The sequence below is a fragment of the Aeromicrobium sp. PE09-221 genome, assembly GCF_002174305.1.
Lineage (GTDB): Bacteria > Actinomycetota > Actinomycetes > Propionibacteriales > Nocardioidaceae > Aeromicrobium.
The window spans coordinates 13,958-36,493 of the sequence record NZ_MIJB01000033.1; the positions used below are offsets into that span (position 1 = coordinate 13,958).

General features: G+C 66.8%; 17 protein-coding genes. All 17 read left to right on the plus strand.

Going from position 1 to position 22,536, the window contains the following annotated elements:
- Positions 1 to 2 precede the first annotated feature (2 nt).
- Entirely contained in the window at positions 3 to 395 is a 393-nt protein-coding gene (gene rplL / locus BHE97_RS17765; RefSeq protein WP_087625381.1) for a 50S ribosomal protein L7/L12, read from the plus strand.
- 339 nt (positions 396 to 734) lie between these two features.
- On the plus strand, positions 735 to 1,691 hold the full coding sequence (locus BHE97_RS17770) for an ABC transporter ATP-binding protein (protein ID WP_087625382.1): 957 nt from the start codon (positions 735 to 737) through the stop codon (positions 1,689 to 1,691).
- Positions 1,692 to 1,747: 56 nt separating this feature from the next.
- The gene (locus tag BHE97_RS17775; protein WP_236757773.1) at positions 1,748 to 2,467 is read left to right on the plus strand and encodes an ABC transporter permease; all 720 of its coding nucleotides are present in this window, start codon (positions 1,748 to 1,750) and stop codon (positions 2,465 to 2,467) included.
- 65 nt (positions 2,468 to 2,532) lie between these two features.
- Positions 2,533 to 3,297: an ABC transporter permease gene (locus BHE97_RS17780; protein WP_236757774.1), complete on the plus strand. Its 765-nt coding sequence runs from the start codon at positions 2,533 to 2,535 to the stop codon at positions 3,295 to 3,297.
- Between the two features lies 1 nt (position 3,298).
- Positions 3,299 to 4,690 (plus strand): MCE family protein, encoded by a 1,392-nt coding sequence (locus BHE97_RS17785; RefSeq protein ID WP_087625385.1) that lies wholly within the window; start codon positions 3,299 to 3,301, stop codon positions 4,688 to 4,690.
- Positions 4,677 to 5,750 (plus strand): MlaD family protein, encoded by a 1,074-nt coding sequence (locus tag BHE97_RS17790; RefSeq protein WP_087625386.1) that lies wholly within the window; start codon positions 4,677 to 4,679, stop codon positions 5,748 to 5,750. Before BHE97_RS17785 ends, BHE97_RS17790 begins: the two co-directional genes overlap by 14 nt.
- Positions 5,747 to 6,757: an MCE family protein gene (locus BHE97_RS17795; protein WP_087625387.1), complete on the plus strand. Its 1,011-nt coding sequence runs from the start codon at positions 5,747 to 5,749 to the stop codon at positions 6,755 to 6,757. The genes BHE97_RS17790 and BHE97_RS17795 overlap by 4 nt, the downstream gene beginning before the upstream one ends.
- Complete coding sequence (locus BHE97_RS17800; protein ID WP_087625388.1) at positions 6,757 to 7,929, plus strand: MCE family protein; 1,173 nt, start codon at positions 6,757 to 6,759, stop codon at positions 7,927 to 7,929. Before BHE97_RS17795 ends, BHE97_RS17800 begins: the two co-directional genes overlap by 1 nt.
- Entirely contained in the window at positions 7,926 to 9,341 is a 1,416-nt protein-coding gene (locus BHE97_RS17805; RefSeq protein ID WP_170931490.1) for an MCE family protein, read from the plus strand. The genes BHE97_RS17800 and BHE97_RS17805 overlap by 4 nt, the downstream gene beginning before the upstream one ends.
- Positions 9,338 to 10,537, plus strand: coding sequence for an MlaD family protein (locus BHE97_RS17810; RefSeq protein WP_087625390.1), 1,200 nt, complete (start codon positions 9,338 to 9,340; stop codon positions 10,535 to 10,537). The genes BHE97_RS17805 and BHE97_RS17810 overlap by 4 nt, the downstream gene beginning before the upstream one ends.
- Positions 10,534 to 11,079, plus strand: coding sequence for a hypothetical protein (locus tag BHE97_RS17815; RefSeq protein WP_087625391.1), 546 nt, complete (start codon positions 10,534 to 10,536; stop codon positions 11,077 to 11,079). Before BHE97_RS17810 ends, BHE97_RS17815 begins: the two co-directional genes overlap by 4 nt.
- A gap of 103 nt (positions 11,080 to 11,182) precedes the next feature.
- A complete protein-coding gene (locus BHE97_RS17820) occupies positions 11,183 to 11,941 on the plus strand; it encodes a hypothetical protein (protein WP_087625392.1) in 759 nt (252 codons plus the stop codon).
- 221 nt (positions 11,942 to 12,162) lie between these two features.
- On the plus strand, positions 12,163 to 13,017 hold the full coding sequence (locus BHE97_RS17825; RefSeq protein ID WP_087625393.1) for an SDR family NAD(P)-dependent oxidoreductase: 855 nt from the start codon (positions 12,163 to 12,165) through the stop codon (positions 13,015 to 13,017).
- Entirely contained in the window at positions 13,014 to 13,547 is a 534-nt protein-coding gene (locus tag BHE97_RS17830) for a carboxymuconolactone decarboxylase family protein (RefSeq protein WP_087625394.1), read from the plus strand. The genes BHE97_RS17825 and BHE97_RS17830 overlap by 4 nt, the downstream gene beginning before the upstream one ends.
- 194 nt (positions 13,548 to 13,741) lie before the next feature.
- Complete coding sequence (locus BHE97_RS17835) at positions 13,742 to 14,680, plus strand: hypothetical protein (protein WP_087625395.1); 939 nt, start codon at positions 13,742 to 13,744, stop codon at positions 14,678 to 14,680.
- Positions 14,681 to 14,995: 315 nt separating this feature from the next.
- Positions 14,996 to 18,472, plus strand: a complete 3,477-nt coding sequence (gene rpoB, locus BHE97_RS17840; RefSeq protein ID WP_087625398.1) for a DNA-directed RNA polymerase subunit beta — start codon at positions 14,996 to 14,998, stop codon at positions 18,470 to 18,472.
- A 56-nt stretch (positions 18,473 to 18,528) separates the two neighbouring features.
- Positions 18,529 to 22,350 carry a DNA-directed RNA polymerase subunit beta' gene (locus BHE97_RS17845; RefSeq protein WP_087625396.1) on the plus strand — a complete coding sequence of 1,274 codons (3,822 nt, stop codon included), beginning with the start codon at positions 18,529 to 18,531 and terminating at the stop codon, positions 22,348 to 22,350.
- The last annotated feature ends 186 nt before the right edge of the window (positions 22,351 to 22,536 follow it).

Below are 22,536 nucleotides of genomic sequence, written 5' to 3' on the forward strand. Positions count from 1 at the left end.
CCATGGCGAAGCTCAGCACCGATGAACTGCTCGACGCGTTCAAGGAGATGACGCTGATCGAGCTCAGCGAGTTCGTGAAGCAGTTCGAGGAGACCTTCGACGTCACCGCCGCCGCTCCGGTGGCCGTGGCCGCCGCGGGCGCCCCCGCCGCCGGCGGCGACGCCGGTGGCGAGGTTGCCGAGAAGGACGAGTTCGATGTCGTCCTCGAGTCGGCCGGAGACAAGAAGATCCAGGTCATCAAGGAGGTCCGTGGCCTCACGAGCCTGGGTCTCAAGGAGGCCAAGGACCTCGTCGAGGGCGCTCCCAAGCCGATCCTCGAGGGCGTCAACAAGGAGGCCGCCGAGAAGGCCAAGGAGGCCCTCGAAGGCGCCGGCGCGACCGTCACCCTCAAGTGACTCGTCGCTGACGTTCTCCGCGCGAAGCGCCCGTCCCCGATTGGGGGCGGGCGCTTCGTCGTATGCGGGCATGGCTGGTTGAAGGCTCACCGCCCCGAGCGGCGGCCGATCTGTCGGGCCTCGTGGCGCCGTGAAAGCCGCCAGCGAGCGGTCGAGTGGCCGCGGGAGTCACGGTGAGTTACCTTTCATGAGCTTCGCCGCGACGGACTGTTACTCGGGAGTCACTTTTCTGTGTAACTGGCCGTGACCTTTGTCTGAGCGGCTCGTTGGGACTTGTGTCGGGGGTCACATAGGGAGAAGGGCCCGCGGCAGGATTCGGCCAGGCAGAAGGAGGGGCTGGTGGGAGTCGAGGTAGCAGTCACCGGGCTGACCAAGAAGTTCGGCAAGCAACTGATCTGGCGCGATGTCACGCTGACCTTGCCCGCTGGTGAGGTGTCGGTCATGCTCGGCCCGTCCGGCACGGGCAAGTCGGTCTTCTTGAAGACCCTCATCGGGCTGGTCAAGCCGAATGAGGGCAGCGTCGTCATCGAGGGCGTGGACATCGCCAGCTGCCCTGAGCGGGAGCTGTACGAGATTCGCAAGCTCTTCGGCGTGCTCTTCCAGGACGGCGCCATGTTCGGGTCGATGACCCTGTACGACAATGTCGCCTTCCCGCTGCGGGAGCACACCAGGAAGTCCGAATCGGAGATCCGCAAGATCGTCATGGAGAAGATGGACCTGACGGGTCTGGTCGGAGCCGAGGACAAGCTGCCCGGCGAGATCTCCGGCGGTATGCGCAAACGCGCCGGTCTGGCGCGCGCCCTGGTGCTCGACCCCGAGATCCTGCTGATCGACGAGCCCGACTCGGGCCTCGACCCGGTGCGCACTGCCTACATCAACCAGCTCTTCATCGATCTCAACGCGCAGATCGACGCGACCTTCCTCATCGTCACGCACGACATCAACACGGCCCGCACGGTCCCGGACAATATCGGCCTGCTCTACCACAAGCATCTGGCGATGTTCGGCCCCCGTGAGATGCTGCTGAGCAGCACCGAGCCGGTCGTCGCGCAGTTCCTCAACGCCCAACGGGTCGGTCCGATCGGCATGAGCGAGGAGAAGGACGCCGACGAGCTCGCGGCCGAGGCCGGCTTCGACATGCCTCCGCTGCCGCCGATCACCCGCCAGCTCGAGCCCAGCAACGGCCTGCCGCGGCGGGCTGAGCGCCCGGCCGGCGAGTGGTGCCGGGAGAACGGCATCGTGCCCCCTCCCGGCTCCTTCGATGACGCGGTCGTCGCCCCGGGGAGCGCCGGATGAGCGTGACGTCCGCCGTCGCTGCGCCCGCACGTATCGCCGGCGGACTCTTCGCCTTCATGCTCGACGTCGTCGTCACGTCCTTTCGCCTGCCCTTCCAGTTCCGCGAGTTCCTACAGCAGGCCTGGTTCATCGTGACGGTCACGATCATCCCGACGATGTTCGTGGCGATCCCCTTCGGCGCCGTCATCGCGCTGCAGGTCGGTGGCCTGATCCAGCAGTTCGGCGCGCAGTCGTTCACCGGCTCCGCGGCCGTGCTCGCGGTCGTTAAAGAGGCGGGACCGATCGCCACCGCGCTGCTCATCGCGGGGGCGGCGGGCTCGGCGATCGCTTCGGACTTCGGCGCGCGCAAGATCCGCGAGGAGCTCGACGCGATGATGGTGCTCGGCATCGATCCCATCCACCGCCTCGTCGTCCCGCGCGTCTGGGCTTGTGTCATGGTCGCCGTCGCGCTCAACGGACTGGTCACGATCGTGGGCGTCGCAGGCGGCTACTTCTTCAATGTGGTGCTGCAGGACGGCACCCCCGGCGCCTACATCGCCTCGTTCTCCGCCCTGGCGCAGGTGCCCGATCTGGTCCAGGCGATGGTGAAGTCGATGATCTTCGGCTTCCTGGCCGCGATCGTCGCCGCCTACAAGGGCATGAACGCCAAGGGTGGCCCGAAGGGCGTCGGCGATGCCGTCAACGAGGCGGTCGTCATCACCTTCACGCTGCTCTTCGTCGTCAACTTCGTGATCTCGGCGGTGTACCTGCAGCTCGTCCCGCCCAGGGGGATGTGACCATGGCTCGCCTCTCCGCTCTCTACGAACAGCCGCTCGGCACCTTGGACACGCTGGGCCGGCAGATGCTCTTCTACGTGCGTGTGCTCATGTCGATCCCGCGCACCATCGCCAACTACAGCCGCGAGATCACGCGACTGCTCGCCGAGGTCGCACTCGGCTCCGGCTCGCTCGCCCTCATCGGCGGCACTGTCGGGGTCATCACGGCGATGACCTTCTTCACGGGCACCGAGGTCGGGATCCAGTCCTTCGCCGCCCTCGACCAGCTCGGCACCGCCCCGCTGACCGGCTTCGTCTCGGCCTACTTCAATACCCGGGAGATCGCGCCGATCGTCGCGGGCATCGCGCTCGCGGCGACCGTCGGCTGTGGGTTCACCGCCCAGCTCGGTGCCATGCGCATCAGCGAGGAGGTCGACGCCCTCGAGGTCATGGCGATCCCCTCGCTGCCCTATCTGGTCACCACCCGGGTCCTGGCCGGTCTGGTGGCGGTCATCCCGCTCTACATCGTCGGGTTGCTGTCCTCCTATTTCGCGACCCGGTTGACCATCACCCGGATGTTCGGTCAGAGCCAGGGCACCTACGACCACTACTTCATGACCTTCCTGCCCCCAGAGGACGTCCTCTGGTCCTTCGCCAAGGTGTTGATCTTCGCGGTGGTCGTCATCTTGATCCACTGTTACTACGGCTACTACGCATCTGGCGGTCCGGCAGGTGTGGGCGTCGCGGTCGGACGTGCGGTGCGCACGTCGATCGTCGCGATCACCGTGGTCGATCTGCTCGCCTCGATGGCGATCTGGGGCACCAACGTGACCGTGAGGTTGGCTGGTTGACATGGCACGTACACCCGTTCTGGAGCGCACCGCCTCCATCCGTATCCTCGGCATCCTCTTCCTGGCGATCGTCCTGTTCTGCGTGTGGGTCACCTACGCCTTCTTCACCAAGCAGTTCGTGTCCTCGGTGCCGGTCACCATGTACGCGAGCACCGCCGGTGCGAGCCTGCCGAGCAATGCCGATGTCAAGCTGCGCGGCATGCGCGTGGGGGAGGTGCGCGAGGTGGAGACCGATGGCCGCCAGGTCACGATGAAGCTCGCGATGGATCCCGACTACATCGATCGCATCCCCGCCGGGGTCACCGGCCAGATCGTGCCCAAGACCCTGTTCGGCGAGAAGCAAGTGTCGCTGATCCCCCCGACCGAGCTGTCCGGGGACACGCTGCAGGCCGGCGATGTCATCGCTCGCGCCGAGGTGCCGATCGAGATCGAGGAGGTGCTCAACGACCTCTACCCGCTGCTCACCGCCGTGGATCCGCAAGACATCGCCTACACGCTCTCGGCGGTCTCGCAGGCCCTCGAAGGCCGCGGTGAGCAGCTTGGCGAGACGCTGGTGACGGCGCGCGACTACCTGCGCGACATCAATCCCGAGGTGCCCCAGCTCATCGACGACCTCACCGCGCTCGGCACCGTCGCGGACGGCTATGCCGATGCGATGCCCGATATCGGTCGTCTCCTGGAGAATGCGGTCTTCACCGGCGACACCCTCGTGGCCAAGCAGTCGCAGTTGCTCGCCTTCTTCAATGAGGGCACGGCTCTGTCCGACACCCTCACCGAGTTCGTGGGTGCGAATGCCGAGAACCTCGTCACCGTGCCACGGCAGACCGCGCCGGTGGCCGGGGTCCTGGACACCTACTCCGGGACCTTCCCGTGTTTCCTCGACGCCATGGCCGAACTGCGTCCGCGACTCGACTCGGTCCTCCGCGATCAGACCGTGCACATCAACCTGGAGCTCCTGCCGCTCACGGGCCAGCCCACGGGATACGAACAGAGCGAGCGCGCGACGGTCTCGCAGCAGGTGCTCGACACCGCCGACGCCGCTCAGCCCACCTGCCTCAGCCTGGAGCAGGCGGTCGACGGCGAGAACCCGTACCCGCAGGAGAAGCCGTTCAGCGTGCCCGCCGATGTCTACAAGCTCATCGGCATCGAGAACGACCACAACGGCAAGTTCGGCACACCCGAGGACTACGAGCGGGTGGCACCCGGGGCTGCCTCGCTGGACGCCGCGGTGCAACCCAGCATGTTCTCCGACACCGCGGCACAGCGCACGGCGGTCAAATCGCTCGTCGCCGCGCAGACGGGACAGCAGGCCGAGGAGCTATCCGATCTCGCGCCGCTGTTGGTGAGCCCCCTGCTGCGGGGATCGGAGGTGAAGATCAGTGAAGCTCGATAGGGCATCGGCCTCGGCGGCGGTCAAGCTGTCGGTCTTCCTCGCGTTCACGGCTGCCACCACCTGGGTGCTCGCGCTGACCCTCGGTGCGACCTTCTTCGACCAGCGCACCGAGTACACGGCGGTCTTCGAGGACGTCACGGGAGTCGCCAAGGGAGACGAGGTCCGCATCGCCGGAGTCCGCGTGGGCTCGGTGCGCGATATCGACATCGTCGATCGCGACCAGGCGGAGGTCACCTTCGCGGTCGATCGCGAGGTGCCGCTCACGCGAAACACCCAGGTCACGATCAAATTCCGCAATCTCGTGGGTCAGCGTTACATCGCCCTGACCCAGGGGGCGGAGGGAGCTTCGGAGCGATTGAAGGCCGGCGAGACGATCGGCACCGACCAGACCCAGGAGGCCCTCGACCTCAATGTCCTGCTCAATGGCTTCAAACCCGTCTTCCAGGCACTGTCTCCCGATGACACCAATCAGCTGGCCTTCGAGATCGTGCAGACCTTCCAGGGCGAGAGCGGAAATGTCGAGACGCTGCTCGCGCGGACGGCGTCGCTGACCTCGACGCTCGCCGACCGCGACGAGCTCATCGGCGATGTCATCGTCAACCTCAGCGAGACGCTGGACATGATCGGCAGCCGCGATGTCGAGCTCACGCGAACGATCGACACGTTGCAGCAGTTCGTCAGCGGTCTGGCCGAGGACCGCGACGCGATCCTGAACTCGATCGACTCGGTCTCGGCGCTCTCGACCGAGACCGCCGATCTGCTCCAGCAGGGACGGCCGGCGCTCGCCGAGGACGTCCGGCAGCTGAACGCGCTGACGGCCAATCTGAGCACCGATGAGAACCTCACGGCGTTGTCGACCTCGATCCAGATCATGCCCCACAAGGCCGAGACCCTCGGTAACGCGGCGTCGAGCGGCAGCTACTTCAACTTCTACCTCTGCGAGCTGAAGGGACAGATCATCCTCCCGGCGATGCCGATCCTCGGCCTCGACGAGGAGACCCCGCTCAAGCTCGGCGGCGACGAAGGCCTGAACCTCGGGGGAGCGAGGTGCCCGTCATGAAACCCTTCCGCGAACGCAACCACACCGTGATCGGCGTCTTCAGCTTCGCCGTGATCGCGGCGATTCTGCTCGCGGCGTTCCGCGCCGACCGGTTGCCGATCATCGGCGGAGGCGACACCTATACGGCCGAGTTCGCCGAGATCGGCTCGCTCGACTCCGGAGCCGAGGTCCGCGTCGCGGGTGTCTCGGTCGGCAAGGTCGGCGATATCGAGCTCGACGGCGACAAGGTCAACGTCGAGTTCACCCTCGACGAAGGCACCGATCTCGGCGACCAGGCACGTGCCGAGATCCGGATCCGCACGCTGCTCGGCGCCCAGTACCTGGCCCTCGTGCCCGATGGCGAGGGCGAGCTGGAGACGGGCGCCACCATCCCCGTATCGCGCACGATGCCTCCCTACGATGTCGTCGAGGCCTTCTCCGATCTGAGCACCACCACGCAGGAGCTCGACGTCGATCAGATCTCCGAGGCGCTGACGACCCTCGGCGATGTCTCCGGGCAGGTGCCCGAAGAGTTCCAGGCCGCGCTCACCGGGGTCTCGGACCTGTCGCGCAATCTCGCCGCGCGCGACGAGCAGATCAACACGCTGCTGCAGAACATCAAGAAGGTCACCGGGGTCCTGAACTCGCGTGACGAGGAGCTGGTCAAGCTCTTCGAGGACGCGGACACGCTCTTCTCGGCGGTCGCCGCCCGCCGCGACTCGATCCACGCCCTGCTGGTGGCCGCCACCGAGCTCTCCACGGAGTTGAGCACACTCGTCGACGAGACCCGCGACGATCTGAAGCCCGCGCTCACGCAGCTCGACGCCGTCACCGACATGCTGCACCAGCACGAGGCCAGCCTGGACGAGGCACTACGCCTGTTGCCCGGCTTCTACCGGGTGTACGCCAATGCGCTGGGCACCGGGCCGTGGTTCGACGTCTACCTGGGCAATGTCCCGCCGAACCTGGGCGTCGCCGATGCACTGCGCGATGCCCTGGGCGGTCTCGGAACCGGAGGTGAGCAGTGATGCGGCAGGCACTCGCGATGCGGCTGGCCACCACGTCCAAGCTCGTGGTCGTGGTCGTCTTCCTGGCACTCGTCGTCAGCGCCGTGGTCGCCTGGACCGCGCGCGACACGAGCAAGACCGTGACCGTCGAGTTCAGTGAGACCACCGCGGTGTACGAGGGCTCGGACGTCAAGGTCCTCGGGGTCGCCATCGGCAAGGTCGAGAAGCTGACCCCGCGCGGTGACGCGGTCATCGCCACCATCAGCTACGACGACGAGTACGACCTGCCGCGTGATGTGAAGGCCGCGATCGTGTCCCCGGCGATCGTCGGCGACCGGTACGTGCAGTTCGCTCCCGCCTATACCGAGGGACCGACCCTGGAGGACGGCGCCACGATCGGCAACGATCGCACCGCCGTCCCGGTCGAGCTCGACGAGGTCTACGCCTCGATCAGCGACCTCTCCGTGGCGCTCGGACCCGAAGGCGCCAATGACGACGGCTCCCTCAGCCGTCTGGTGGACAACCTCGCCGGTCAACTCGACGGCCAGGGCGCGCAGGTGAACGAGACCATCCAGAACTTCAGCAAGCTCGCCACCACGCTCGACTCCAACTCCGAGGACCTCTTCGGCAGCGTGCGCGAGGTGCAGGAGTTCGTCGAGGTCCTCAACCGCAATGACGAGACCGTCCGTGCATTCAACGACAGCACCGCCCAGGTCTCGGAGGTCCTCGAGGGCGAGCGAGACGATCTCGCCGCGACATTGTCGGCGCTCAGCGCGGCGCTGACGGATGTCAACACGCTGGTCACCGAGAACCGGGACGTGCTGCGCACCAATGTCGACAAGATCGAATCGCTCTCGCAGGTGCTGCGGACCCGCCAGGGGGAGTTCGAGGAGCTGCTCGTCGCGGCACCGACGGCGCTGTCCAATATCGCCCTGACCTATAACGGCGATTACGGCACCCTGGACAACCGCGCCGGGCTGGAGGAGCTGCTCCTCGGCGGCATCAAGGATCCCGCCGGGCTGCTGTGCAATCTGCTCGATGAGTCGACCGATGACGCGCTCTGCGGCACCCTGAGCGACATCCTCGATCCGATCCTGGGCGGCCTGTCGCCCCGCACGGCCCCGGGCAGCACGCCGATGCAGGCCGAGCAGACCGCCTCCTCCTTTGCCGAGATGATGGAGGTGCCCCAGTGAACCGCGTAATACGCGGCGCCGCCGCCGTCGCCTCGGCGGCCCTGCTCGCCGGCTGCAGCTTCACCCCCTACGACCTCCCGCTGCCCGGAGGAGCGGATGTCGGCGACGAGTCGTATGACGTCGAGGTCGAGTTCCGCGATGTCCTGGACCTGGTGCCGCACAGCGCGGTGCGCGTCGACGATGTCGCGGTGGGACGGGTGACCGATATCCAGCTCGACGGGTGGACGGCACGGGTGACCTTGCGCATCAACGGCGATGTCACCCTGCCCGACGATGCCGAGGCCACGATCCGGCAGACCAACCTGCTGGGCGAGAAGTTCGTGTCGCTGGCGGCACCCGAGGGCGGGGGAACGGGCGAGCTGTCCGATGGGGACGTGATCGCGCTCGATCGCTCAGGACGCAATCCCGAGATCGAGGAGGTCCTCTCCGCCGCCTCGATGCTGTTCAACGGCGGTGCGCTGGAGAAGACGAACACCATCGTCAAGGAACTCAATCTCGCCCTCGGCGACAAGGACACCGAGGTCCGCGATCTGATCTCGGTCACCACCGATCTCCTCGGCCAGCTCGACGACAACTCCGACCAGATCCTCGCGGCGCTGGAGAAGGTCGACCGGCTCGCACAGGAGACCAATGCTCAGCGGGCCGCCATCACCGGCGCGCTCGACGATCTTCCCGAGGCGCTCGAGGTGTTGGACCAGCAGCGCTCCGATCTCGTGGGCCTACTGGAGTCGCTGGACCGGCTCGGCGACACCGCAACGGGTGTCGTCCGCGACTCCACAGCCGACACGGTCGCGACACTGCAGCACCTCGAACCGGTGCTGGCCAATCTCGTCGAGGCGGGCGACAGCATCGCGCAGTCGGCCGGACTCCTGCTCACCTTCCCGTTCAGCGACGGCTACATGGGTGGCACGGTGGAGCGGGCCGCGGGACGCTGCAGCAATGTCGATCGGTCCGCCAACACGGGCGTCTGCGCGGGTGACTACGGCAACCTGTCGATGAAACTCGAGATCAGTGCCGCGCAGGTGCAACAGCTGTTCGACGGCTTCGGCGCCGAATCGATCCCCGGCCTCGCCGATCTCGCTCCGGAGACCCCGCTGACCGGGGATGAGTCTCCCTCAGGGGACCTGTTGGGGCTCGTCGAGGGACTCTTGCCCCCCTCCGCCGATGACGAGACGCCTGCCGTCCCCGGCGACACGCCGCAGGAGGAGGACACACCCCGTGACTCCAAGCCTTCACCGGGGCCTACGGCATCGCCCTCGGAGGATGATGACGACGACAAGCCCTCCGGCGTGCGCCGGTGGCTCAATCCGCTGTGCTGGTTCGGCTCCTGCCGGACCCTTCCCGCCGCGGAGGACTCGGGCGCCGACCATGGCTTGGGCAGGCTCTTCACCGAGGCGGTGACGGCACCATGATCACCCGGCTGACCAAGGTCCAGCTCCTGGTCTTCGCGATCGTGACGCTCATCGGCGGCACTATCGTCGGGGGCACGTATGCGCAGTTGGACCGGCTCTTCTTCGAGCGCACCTACGACGTGCGCGTCGAGCTGACCGCCTCGGGGGGCATCTTCGAGGGTGCCGAGGTCACCTACCGCGGCATCAAGATCGGCCGGGTCGACGCGGTCGACTTCACCGATGAGGGTGTCGACGCCGTGCTCGCCATCGAGAACGACGCACCGCCGATCCCCCAGGACACCGAGGCGGTGGTCGCCAACAAGTCGGCCATCGGCGAGCAGTACGTCGACCTGCGGCCGCGTCAGCGTGACGAGCCCTTCCTGAAGGCGGGCGATGTCATCGGGCGGGACCGCACCGAGGTGCCCATCGACACCACGACCCTGTTGCTGAACACCAATGCGCTGGTCTCGTCGATCGACACCGGCAATCTGGAGACGGTCGTGTCGGAGCTGGGTCAGGCGTTCGAGGGCACGGGACGTGATCTCGAGACGATCCTCGACGCTTCGACCTCGTTCATCGGGGAGGCGCACGACAATATCGACGTGACCCGACGGCTGATCCGCGAGTCCGGCACCGTCCTGCAGGCCCAGGTCGACAAGCGTGGCGAGCTGGCGACCTTCTCACGCAATCTGGCGCTCTTCTCGGACACGCTGCGCTCCTCGGATCCGGATCTCCGGGCCGTCATCGATACGGGTGCGCCCACCGCGAGGACCCTCGACGAGGTGGTCGACGAGAACTCCGAGGACCTCACTTCGCTCTTGGACAATCTGGCGGTGGCCGGCAAGCCGCTGCTGGAGAACAAGGTCGGCCTGCAGTCGATCCTGGTGCTGTACCCCTATCTCCTGCAGGGCTCGTTCTCCGTGGTGACTCCCAGCGACGAGGAAGGGGAGTACGACGCGCACTTCGGTCTCGTGCTCACCCCGACACCCCACACGTGCAGTTACTACGAGGACGGCCCGGCCTCGGGCTATCGTGAACGTCGCGATCCGGCCGATGTCGAGCGGCGCGAGTTCGATACCTCGATCGACTGCACGCTGCCGGACAATGACATCGCGCGTCAGGCGTCGAAGTCCGAGTTCACGCCGCGCACGGCCGTGCCGGAGTCGCAGGAACGGGAGGACTGGGGATGGATGCTGCTGGACGTGGCGGCCCGATGAGCGAGGGGGTGTCGCGCGGCCGCTGGAGCTGGTGGGCGACGATCGTCGGTGTCGTGCTGGCGCTGGTCGGCACCCTGCTCATCGCCTTCGGCGATCGCCTGGCCGGTGCGAGCGAGCCGTCCGGTACCGCGAGTGCGGTATCGGTCAGCCAGGACTTCGCGGTGGCCTACAACACCTATGATGTCGCCGATCCGGATGACTACAAGGGCCGTCTGGAGGGCTTGCTGACCGATGAGTACCGTGAGCAGGCCTTCGAGGTGATCGATGCGATCTTCGAGGCCTTGGCCGAGAAGGAGCAGACGAGCGGTGATGCGGATGTCTTGGCGGTGGGCGTTCCGGTGATCGACGATGACTCCGCCGAGACGCTGGTCGCGGTCGATGCCACGATCAGCAATACCGATGTCGAGGATGCGGGCGTGGAGCGTCACTTCCGTTGGAAGCTGTCCCTGGTGCGAGATGGCGGCGGCTGGAAGGTCGACGGCTTCGAGAGCGTCGCCTCGGTCGAGGCCGAGGCCCTCCCGCAGGGCGGTGAGTCCCCGTGAGCGAGCCCTGCCCGGCTTGGACCGGGATCTGCTGGGTATTCGTCGACCCAGCAGGGGTCCGGTTCACGAATGGGGAGCACATCTCGGTCCAGGGGAGGGTGTCATGAGTGAGCCACGCAAGCCTCAGCGTCGTCGTATCGCGGGGGAGCGCTCGGCCGCCGACCGCTCGGCGTCCACGCCGCCGTCTCCGCGTGCCACCCCGCGCCCGGTCGCGCGTCCCGTTCGTCGACCCCTGGCCGAGGAGCCGGCATCGACGCCGCCACCTCCCACGTCGGCCTCCGGTCGTCAGCGCACGCAGGCGGCCGCGGAGGACACCGGTTCGGAGCGGTCGACGGGGGCGCGTCGTCCGCGATTGCCGGTCGGCTCGCTGCCCTGGCGGATGATCATCGCCGTGATCGTCCTGGCGCTGGGGCTGGGACTGGCGGGCTGGGGTGCGTGGAGTCTGCGCGGGGGCGGAGAAGCAGCCCTCGACGCGGCTCAGCGGCAGGCGTCGCGGGCCGCGGGGGAGGCGGCCGAGACGATCTTCACCTTCTCCCATGATGATCTCGACGACCATGAGGAGAGCTCCAAGGCGCTGATGACGGAGGACTTCGCCGAGGAGTTCGACAAGGTCGCCCCCTCGTTGCGCGATATCGCTCCTCAGCGCGAGTTCGAAGTGCAGGCGCAGGTCCAGGATGCCGGCGCGGTGCCGTGCGGTGACGACTGCTCGACCGAGTCGGTCCAGGTCCTCGTGTTCGTCGATCAGGTGCGGTTGATCGCCGGACAGGAGGACGAGGCTCCGACGGTCCTCGGCAACCGGGTCACGATGACGATGGTCAAGGAGCGCGGCACCTGGCTCGTCGACGAGATCCAAGCCCTCTGATCGTCACCCCTCGACAGCCTCCCTTGACCGCGAGTGGTGCAAATTCGCCCCCTATCCCTGCGAAAAGAGGGCGAACATGCACCACTCGTGGGCGCGACTGCACCACTCGGAGGGGCACTCGCACCGCCAGCCGGTGTCCATCTCGCGCGATTCCGGGCGGACGGCCGAAATCGCATGTTACCGTCGAGTTCACTTCTGTCGGTGAGTCGAGAGGGTCGTTCATGCGGGACCATCGTGAGCTGCTGCGCGGACGTCGTGTCCTGATCACCGGCGCCGCGCGGGGGATCGGTGCCGCGCTGGCCGAACGTCTCGCCGCCCGGGGCGCCAGGGTAGGCCTCATCGGACTCGAGCCGGAGCTGCTCGCCGGTGTGGCGGCGAAGGCCGACGCAGTCTGGCGCGAGTGCGATGTCGCACAACGCGAGCAGGTCGACCAGGCGGTGAGCGATGTGGTGGAGGAGCTCGGTGGACTCGACATCGTGGTCGCCAATGCCGGGATCGCGGGACAGCTGCCGATCCTCGGCGGCGACCCGCGGGTGATGGAGCAGACGGTCGCGGTCAACCTGCTCGGTTCGTATTACACGATGCGGGCGGCGGGTCCGCACATCGCTCACCCGGGCGGCTACGCGCTGGTGGTCTCCTCGGCGGCGGCGGTGGTGCAGCTGCCGCTGCTGGGCGCCTACTCGGCGTCCAAGTCCGGCGTCGAGGCGCTGGGCAACACGCTGCGCAGCGAGCTGCGTCCGACCGGGGCCAAGGCGGGCGTGGCCTATTTCGCCGAGCTCGCCACCGATATGACGGAGCGGGGTTTCTCGACCGAGGCTGCCGCTGTGCTCGGGGCGGAGGGCTCCTTCTCGGGGGTGTCGCCGCTGGCCCCGGCCATCGACCGGATCGAGCGGGGGATCGCCCGTCGATCGCGGGTCATCGTCGCGCCCTGGTGGGTCGGGGGCATCCTGCCGATCCGCATGCTGGCGCAGCCGGTGGTCGACCGTTTCGCGCAGCGCGGGCTCGATGAGGCGCTGCGCATCGCTCGCGACGAGCGCGTGGATCTCACCACACCGCAGCCCGGTCAGGGCTCGTGACCCCGCGGGTCGCGCCGGGCGGATGGCGCGAGCTAGGCCCGGTCAACTGGCTGATCTGCTGCGCCATGGCACGGGCCGCGGGTGTCCCCGAAGCCCGTGTCTTCACGACGCTGGGCCGTGCCCGTGGGACCTTTCGCGGGTGGCTGCACTACTCGGCGACGCTCATGCCCTTCGGCCGCTTGACGCGCTATGAGACCGAGCTGGCGATCCTGCGGGTCGCGCACGTGCGGGGATGCGAGTACGAGCGTGATCACCACCTGCGGCTGGGCGCGCGGGCGGGTGTGACCGCTGAGCTGGCGGAGCGGGTCTTCACTGCCCCCGACTCGCAGGCGTGGCCGCCACGTCACCGGGCTCTGCTGGCCGCCGTGGACCGGCTCGTCGAGCAGGGGGATCTCGACGACGACCAGTGGTCCGAGCTCGCCGCGCACTTCAGCGGACGCGAGCTGATCGAGATCGTATTGCTGGTGGGCCACTACAACGCCCTCGCGACCGCACTCACCACCCTGCGCGTCGAGCGTGACCTCACCTGAACGTAGGGCGGTGACCTACGCACCCCTGACCGCATCGGGCGGTGGGCTACGCACCTCTCGCACCGCTTGAGAGGTGTGTAGCCCACCGCCCGAGCGGAGGTAGGGGTTTTCCACTGCGCAAGGACTGGTCTCGCTCGTCCACAGATGCGGGTGTGGGGTAGCGCCAACGCCCCTGGTCGGGTTGGGCTCGGGTCATGCCCACGACGCCGCACATCCCAGCCGCTCTCCGTGAGGGACCCTTCACCCGCGCGCGGGCCCTCGACGAGGGTCTCACCCCGCGCATGCTCAACGGTGCCTCGTATCGTCGCCTGTTCCCGCGGGTCTGGGTGCATAGAGACCATGAGATGTCGGCGGCGGACTGGATCGCGGCCGCCCGCCTGGCTGCCCCGGCCCACGCGCACCTCACCGATGTCAGCCGTTTGCAGCTTCTCGGAGTGGATGCCGGGCCGCTCCTGCCGGTGCACGTGGTGGTCCAGGGCGATCTCCACCTGGATATCGACGGGATCCTCGTGCACCGCACCGATCGACTGCCTCCGCTCGACGACCTCGGAGTCACCCCGGCGAGCGCGTATCTGCACTGGTGCGCGCGAGTGACGGTGATCGAGGCGATCGGGGTGGGCGACGAGCTCTTGCGGCGCGGAGCGATGACACTCGTGGAACTCGTCGAGCTGGCTCATCGGGATCGCTGGCGAGCCGGCGCGTGCGAGGCCGCGTGGATCTCGGCCTTCCTCCGCGAGAACGTGCGCTCCCCACAGGAGTCATCGGCGCGGGCGTATCTGCTGTTCGGCGGCTTGCCCGAGCCGGAGGTCAACGGGCTCATCGTGCAGGACGGTCGGGTCCTCACCGAGGCGGATCTGTTGTACCGGGAGTATGCGACGGTGGCCGAGTACGACGGTGGTCACCACCAGAGCGATCGGCGGCAGTATCTCGATGATCTCGCCAGGAACCAGGACTACCGCGATCTGGGACTCGAGTGCGTCATCGCCACCAAGGAGACCTCGCCGCAGCGCTTCGTGGCCCAGGTCTACGACAGGATCGCGCGCCACGGTTATACCGGACCGCCACCCTGCTTCGGGCCGCGATGGCAGTCGCTGTTCTGGCCGATCGCCCGGGCTCGTCGGGGCGGAGGGTGAGGCACTTCTCCGAGCAGGCGGCGGTGGGTCACGCACCTCTCGCGCCGGTTGAGAGGTGCGTGACCCACCGCTCCGCGGGGCGAGAGGTGCGTGACCCACCGCCCCCGGCCGAATCAAGGGCAAAAGTGTCCGATAGTGGCCGAAGTCTCGTCGTTTGTCAAGATGCCCCTTGTCATGGGCGTGGCGCATGGGTTAGACTGAATCTTCGCGCGCCCTTTGTCATGCCCTCTGCTCGATCTCGTCGGCATGACCCTGTGCGACAACACTATCGAACTGAATGAGTCATCCGCCTGCGAGTCTTCGGAAGGACTTCTCTTGGCCGCCTCGCGTACCGCCCGCACCACCCAGAACGCTTCGGCTCCGCGCCGCATCTCCTTCGCCAAAATCTCCGAGCCGCTCGAGGTCCCTGAGCTCCTGGCCCTGCAGACCGAGAGCTTCGACTGGCTCATCGGCAGCGATGCCTGGAAGGCTCGCGTCGACGCCGATCTCGGCGCCGGCCGGACCGACGTCTCCACCAAGTCCGGCCTGGAGGAGATCTTCGAGGAGATCTCTCCGATCGAGGACTTCTCGGAGACGATGAGCCTATCGTTCCGTGATCACCGCTTCGAGCCCCCGAAGTACTCGGTGGAGGACTGCAAGGATCGCGACGTCACCTACGCGGCCCCGCTGTTCGTGACCGCCGAGTTCATGAACAACGACACCGGTGAGATCAAGAGCCAGACCGTCTTCATGGGCGAGTTCCCGCTCATGACCGACAAGGGCACCTTCATCATCAACGGCACCGAGCGTGTCGTCGTCAGCCAGCTGGTCCGTTCGCCCGGTGTCTACTTCGAGCGCACGGCGGACAAGACCTCCGACAAGGACGTCTTCACCGCCAAGGTCATCCCGAGCCGTGGTGCGTGGCTCGAGTTCGAGGTCGACAAGCGCGACACTGTGGGCGTCCGCCTGGACCGCAAGCGCAAGCAGAGCGTCACGGTCCTGCTGAAGGCCCTCGGCATGAGCGAGGCCGAGATCCTCGAGCAGTTCGGCGACTACGAGTCGATCCGCCTGACGCTGGAGAAGGACAATGTCGCCGGCCAGGACGAGGCCCTGCTCGACATCTACCGCAAGCTCCGCCCGGGCGAGCCGCCGAGCAAGGAGGCCGCGCAGACGCTGTTGGAGAACTACTACTTCAACCCCAAGCGCTACGACACCGCCAAGGTCGGCCGCCACAAGATCAACAAGAAGATCGGCACCGATGAGGCCTTCGATCAGCAGACGCTGACGATCGACGACATCGTCGCCACGATCAAGTACCTGGTCGCCCTGCACGACGGCCGCACCGAGCTCGAGGCACCCGCCGGTGAGATCGTCGTCGAGGCCGATGACATCGACCACTTCGGCAACCGCCGTATGCGCACGGTCGGCGAGCTCATCCAGAACCAGCTCCGCACGGGCCTGGCCCGTATGGAGCGGGTGGTGCGTGAGCGCATGACCACGCAGGACGTCGAGGCCATCACGCCGCAGACCCTCATCAACATCCGCCCGATCACGGCGGCGTTGAAGGAGTTCTTCGGCACCAGCCAGCTGTCGCAGTTCATGGACCAGAACAACCCGCTCGCGGGCCTGACGCACAAGCGTCGTCTCTCGGCCCTCGGCCCGGGTGGTCTGTCCCGTGAGCGCGCCGGTTACGAGGTCCGTGACGTCCACCCGTCGCACTACGGCCGCATGTGCCCGATCGAGACCCCGGAAGGCCCGAATATCGGCCTGATCGGCTCGCTCGCGTCCTTCGGTCGGATCAACGCCTTCGGCTTCGTCGAGACCCCGTACCGCAAGGTCGAGGGCGGCCAGGTCACCGAGCAGGTCGACTACCTGACCGCGACGGACGAGGACCGTTACATCATCGCGCAGGCCAACTCGCCGCTCACCGATGAGGCGCGCTTCGCCGATGACATGGTCCTGGTGCGTCACCGTGGTGGCGAGGCCGAGCTGCGTCCGGCCGATGAGGTCGACTACATGGACGTCTCGCCGCGTCAGATGGTCTCTGTGGCCACCGCGCTGATCCCGTTCTTGGAGCACGACGACGCCAACCGCGCGCTGATGGGCTCGAACATGCAGCGTCAGGCCGTCCCGCTCATCCGCAACGATGCTCCACTCGTCGGCACCGGCATGGAGTTCCGTGCCGCGGTAGACGCCGGCGACGTGACCGTCGCCAAGAAGGCAGGCGTCGTCAAGGAGGTCTCGGCCGATGCGGTCGAGATCATGGAGGACGAGGGCACGTACACCACGTACCGTCTCGCCAAGTTCCGTCGCTCCAACCAGGGCACCTGCACCAACCAGCGCCCGCTGGTCCGCGATGGGCAGCGCGTCGAGGTCGGTACGCCGCTGGCCGACGGCCCCTGCACAGACGAGGGCGAGATGGCTCTCGGCACCAACCTGCTCGTGGCGTTCATGCCGTGGCAGGGCCATAACTACGAGGACGCCATCATCCTCAGCCAGCGTGTGGTGCAGGACGACATGCTCACCTCGATCCACATCGAGGAGCATGAGGTCGACGCCCGCGACACCAAGCTCGGCCCCGAGGAGATCACCCGCGACATCCCCAATGTCAGTGAGGAGATGATCGCCAATCTCGACGAGCGCGGCATCATCCGCATCGGCGCCGAGGTCGGCAATGGCGACATCCTCGTCGGCAAGGTCACGCCCAAGGGCGAGACCGAGTTGACCCCTGAGGAGCGCCTGCTCCGCGCGATCTTCGGTGAGAAGGCGCGCGAGGTCCGCGACACCTCGCTCAAGGTGCCGCACGGCGAGTCCGGCACCGTCATCGGCGTGCGGGTGTTCGACGCCGCGGAGGGCGACGAGCTCAGCCCGGGCGTCAACCAGCTCGTGCGGGTCTACGTGGCGCAGAAGCGCAAGATCAGCCATGGTGACAAGCTGGCCGGCCGTCACGGCAACAAGGGCGTCATCGCCAAGATCCTCCCAGTCGAGGACATGCCCTTCCTGCCCGACGGCACCCCCGTGGACATCGTGCTCAACCCGCTGGGTGTGCCCGGTCGTATGAACGTCGGACAGGTGCTGGAGACGCACCTGGGCTGGATCGCCAAGACCGGCTGGGAGATCCCGGCCGAGGTCAAGGACGAGTGGGCGGAGCGGCTGCGCAAGATCGAGGCCGCCGAGGCGCCCGCCGACAGCAATGTCGCCACCCCGGTGTTCGACGGTGCGCGCGAGGACGAGCTGCAGGGCCTCCTGGCCTCCACGCTCCCCAACCGCGACGGCGAGCGCATGGTCGGTCCCGATGGCAAGGCACGACTGCTCGACGGCCGCAGCGGCGAGCCGTTCCCGGATCCGATCAGCGTCGGCTACATCTACATGCTGAAGCTGCACCACCTGGTCGACGACAAGATCCACGCGCGCTCGACCGGCCCGTACTCGATGATCACCCAGCAGCCGCTCGGCGGTAAGGCCCAGTTCGGTGGCCAGCGCTTCGGTGAGATGGAGGTCTGGGCCCTGGAGGCCTACGGTGCCGCCTACGCGCTGCAGGAGCTGCTGACCATCAAGTCCGACGACATCGTCGGTCGCGTCAAGGTCTACGAGGCCATCGTCAAGGGCGAGAACGTGCCGGAACCGGGTATCCCCGAGTCCTTCAAAGTGCTCGTCAAGGAGATGCAGTCGCTGTGCCTGAACGTCGAGGTCCTCTCGGCTGACGGCACCGCGCTGGAGATGCGCGACTCCGAGGACGAGGTGTTCCGAGCCGCTGAAGAGCTCGGCATCGACCTCTCGCGCCGTGAGCCCTCGTCCGTGGAGGAGGTCTGAGCCACGGCTCGGACCCTCCTTCACACCACAGAATTTCGAAAGGGAAAGAAGACAACGTGCTCGACGTGAACTTCTTCGATCAGCTCAAGATCGGCCTCGCGACCGCCGACGACATCCGCAACTGGTCGTTCGGTGAGGTCAAGAAGCCAGAGACGATCAACTACCGCACGCTCAAGCCCGAGCGCGACGGCCTGTTCTGCGAGAAGATCTTCGGTCCTACCCGGGACTGGGAGTGCTACTGCGGCAAGTACAAGCGCGTGCGCTTCAAGGGCATCATCTGCGAGCGCTGCGGCGTTGAGGTGACGCGCTCGAAGGTCCGCCGCGAGCGGATGGGCCACATCGAGCTCGCCGCCCCGGTCACGCACATCTGGTACTTCAAGGGTGTGCCGAGCCGTCTCGGCTACCTGCTCGATCTCGCGCCGAAGGACCTCGAGAAGGTCATCTACTTCGCCGCGTACATGATCACCTGGGTCGACGAGGATGCTCGCCACCGCGACCTGTCCTCGCTCGAGGCCAAGATCGACATGGAGCGCAAGCAGCTGGAGAACCGGCGCGACTCCGAGGTCAACGAGCGGATGGCCAAGCTCGAGGAGGACCTCAAGCAGCTCGAGGCCGAGGACGCCAAGGCGGATGCCAAGCGCAAGGTCAAGGACGCCGCGGAGCGTGAGGCCAAGCAGCGTCGCGACCGCGTCCAGCGTGAGCTGGACCGCCTCGAGGCCGTGTGGGACCGCTTCAAGAACCTCAAGGTCCAGGACCTCGAGGGTGACGAGATGCTGTACCGCGAGATGACGTACCGCTTCGGCAAGTACTTCGAGGGCTTCATGGGCGCTCGTGCCATCCAGAAGCGCCTGCAGGACTTCGACCTCGAGCTCGAGGCCGAGAAGCTGCGCGAGATCATCGCCACGGGCAAGGGACAGCGCAAGACCCGTGCCCTGAAGCGCCTCAAGGTCGTCTCGGCGTTCATGGGGAGCAACAACCACCCCGAGGGCATGGTCCTCGACGCCGTCCCGGTGATCCCGCCGGAGCTGCGTCCGATGGTTCAGCTCGACGGCGGCCGCTTCGCGACGAGCGACCTGAACGACCTGTACCGCCGGGTCATCAACCGCAACAACCGCCTCAAGCGCCTGCTCGATCTCGGTGCCCCCGAGATCATCGTCAACAACGAGAAGCGCATGCTGCAGGAGGCCGTCGACTCGCTCTTCGACAACGGTCGTCGCGGTCGTCCCGTCACCGGTCCGGGCAACCGTCCGCTGAAGTCCATCTCGGACATGCTCAAGGGCAAGCAGGGTCGCTTCCGTCAGAACCTGCTCGGCAAGCGCGTCGACTACTCGGGCCGTTCGGTCATCGTCGTCGGCCCGCAGCTGAAGCTGCACCAGTGCGGTCTGCCCAAGCAGATGGCGCTCGAGTTGTTCAAGCCCTTCGTGATGAAGCGCCTGGTCGATCTCAACCACGCGCAGAACATCAAGAGCGCCAAGCGCATGGTCGAGCGGGCCCGTCCGGTCGTGTGGGATGTCCTCGAAGAGGTCATCACCGAGCACCCGGTGCTGCTCAACCGCGCACCCACGCTGCACCGGCTGGGCATCCAGGCCTTCGAGCCGCAGCTGATCGAGGGCAAGGCCATCCAGATCCACCCGCTCGTCTGCTCGGCCTTCAACGCCGACTTCGACGGTGACCAGATGGCTGTGCACCTGCCGCTGAGCGCCGAGGCGCAGGCCGAGGCCCGCATCCTCATGCTCAGCACGAATAACATCTTGAAGCCCTCGGACGGCCGTCCGGTGACCATGCCCACGCAGGACATGATCATCGGGCTGTACTTCCTGACCCTGGATCGCGACGGTCACCCCGGTGAGGGTCGTGCGTTCAGCTCCTCGGCTGAGGCGCAGATGGCGTTCGAGCGCGGTGAGATCACGCTGCAGAGCAAGGTCAAGATCCGTCACGAGGGTGAGCTGGTCAGCACCACGCTCGGGCGCACGATCTTCAACGAGCAGCTGCCGGTGGACTACCCGTACGTCAACTACCAGGTGGGCAAGAAGGAGCTCGGCACGATCGTCAACGACCTGGCCGAGCGGTACAGCAAGGTCGACGTCGCCGTCGCGCTGGACAACCTGAAGGACACCGGTTTCCATTGGGCCACCCGCTCGGGTGTGACCATCTCGATGGCCGATGTCGTCAGCCCGTCCTCCAAGCCGGAGATCCTCGCCAAGTACGAGGGCCAGGCGGCCAAGGTGCAGCAGCAGTTCGACCGCGGTCTCATCACCGAGGACGAGCGTCGCCAGGAGCTCATCGAGATCTGGACCCAGGCCACGTCCGAGGTCGCCGATGCGATGAGCGAGACCTTCGATATCGACAACCCCATCTACATGATGGTGAACTCGGGTGCTCGCGGCAATATGATGCAGCTGCGTCAGATCGCCGCGATGCGAGGCCTGGTGGCCAACCCGAAGGGCGAGATCATCCCGCGTCCGATCAAGGCGAACTACCGCGAGGGCCTGTCGGTCGTCGAGTACTTCATCGCGACGCACGGTGCTCGTAAGGGTCTGGCCGACACCGCGCTGCGTACGGCCGACTCGGGTTACCTGACCCGTCGGCTGGTCGATGTCAGCCAGGACGTCATCATCCGCGAGGAGGACTGCGGCACCGAGCGTGGTCTGCCCAAGGTCATCGCCGAGCGGCTGGACGACGGAACCCTCGTCAAGGCCGAGAACGTCGAGACCTCGGCGTACGCCCGCAATGCGGCCACCGAGATCACCCACCCGGAGACGGACGAGGTGCTCGTGGAGGCCGGCGGTGACCTCGGCGACGTGGTCATCGACCAACTCGTGACGGCCGGCATCGAGCAGATCAAGGTCCGCACGGTCCTGACCTGCGAGGCCAAGACGGGTACGTGCGCGAAGTGCTACGGTCGTTCGCTGGCGACGGGCAAGCTCGTCGACATCGGCGAGGCGGTCGGCACGATCGCCGCGCAGTCCATCGGTGAGCCTGGTACTCAGTTGACGATGCGTACCTTCCACACCGGTGGTGTGGCCGGTGATGACATCACGCACGGTCTGCCGCGCGTGGTGGAGCTCTTCGAGGCTCGTCAGCCCAAGGGTCGCGCGCCGATCACCGAGGCCGCCGGTCGCATCGAGATCGACGACACCGACAAGACGCGCAAGATCATCGTCACGCCCGATGACGGCTCCGAGCCGGTCGAGTACCCGGTCACCAAGCGTGCCCGTCTGCTGGTGCGCGACGGCGACTCGGTCGAGGTCGGACAGCAGCTCACGCACGGTACGCCCGATCCGCAGGAGGTCCTGCGTATCCTCGGTGTCCGCCGTGCGCAGGAGCACCTGGTCGACGAGGTGCAGGAGGTCTACCGCTCGCAGGGCGTGGCCATCCACGACAAGCACATCGAGATCATCGTGCGCCAGATGCTGCGTCGCGTGACGGTCATCGAGCAGGGTGATGCCAAGCTGATCCCCGGTGACCTCGCCGATCGTGCCCTGTTCGAGGAGGAGAACCGTCGCGTGGTGGCCGAGGGCGGCCAGCCGGCGTCGGCTCGTCCGGTGCTCATGGGCATCACCAAGGCGTCGCTCGCCGTGGAGTCGTGGCTGTCGGCCGCGTCCTTCCAGGAGACGACCCGGGTGCTCACCGAGGCCGCGATCCAGGGCAAGTCGGACTCGCTGCGCGGTCTGAAGGAGAACATCATCATCGGCAAGCTCATCCCGGCGGGTACCGGCTTGGACCGTTACCGCAATATCCGGGTGGAGCCGACCGAGGAGGCGCGTCAGAACGCCTACGCGGTCGCCGGCTACGACAGCTTCGACTACCAGTTCGGTCCGTCGGATGCTGCCCCGGTCGCCTTGGACGATTTCGACTTCACGTCCTTCGACAACTGATCGACACTCGACAGGCCCCCGTCAGCATCGCTGGCGGGGGCCTGTCGCATCGTCGGTCCGGTTCACTCACTGGGGTGTGCGGTGATCCACGCAGATCTCGGGGCCGGTGGCGACGCAGGATGTGCTTCCGTGGTTGCCATAGCAACCACGGAAGCACATCCTGCGTCGATCGTGGAGCGAGCCCGG

Bases quoted from the DNA above. Each gene is read 5' to 3' on its own strand.
- rplL (WP_087625381.1), top strand. From the start codon at position 3: ATGGCGAAGCTCAGCACCGATGAACTGCTCGACGCGTTCAAGGAGATG.
- BHE97_RS17775 (WP_236757773.1), top strand. From the start codon at position 1,748: ATGCTCGACGTCGTCGTCACGTCCTTTCGCCTGCCCTTCCAGTTCCGC.
- BHE97_RS17780 (WP_236757774.1), top strand. From the start codon at position 2,533: ATGCTCTTCTACGTGCGTGTGCTCATGTCGATCCCGCGCACCATCGCC.
- BHE97_RS17785 (WP_087625385.1), top strand. From the start codon at position 3,299: ATGGCACGTACACCCGTTCTGGAGCGCACCGCCTCCATCCGTATCCTC.
- BHE97_RS17795 (WP_087625387.1), top strand. From the start codon at position 5,747: ATGAAACCCTTCCGCGAACGCAACCACACCGTGATCGGCGTCTTCAGC.
- BHE97_RS17800 (WP_087625388.1), top strand. From the start codon at position 6,757: ATGCGGCAGGCACTCGCGATGCGGCTGGCCACCACGTCCAAGCTCGTG.
- BHE97_RS17810 (WP_087625390.1), top strand. From the start codon at position 9,338: ATGATCACCCGGCTGACCAAGGTCCAGCTCCTGGTCTTCGCGATCGTG.
- BHE97_RS17815 (WP_087625391.1), top strand. From the start codon at position 10,534: ATGAGCGAGGGGGTGTCGCGCGGCCGCTGGAGCTGGTGGGCGACGATC.
- BHE97_RS17820 (WP_087625392.1), top strand. From the start codon at position 11,183: ATGAGTGAGCCACGCAAGCCTCAGCGTCGTCGTATCGCGGGGGAGCGC.
- BHE97_RS17825 (WP_087625393.1), top strand. From the start codon at position 12,163: ATGCGGGACCATCGTGAGCTGCTGCGCGGACGTCGTGTCCTGATCACC.
- BHE97_RS17835 (WP_087625395.1), top strand. From the start codon at position 13,742: ATGCCCACGACGCCGCACATCCCAGCCGCTCTCCGTGAGGGACCCTTC.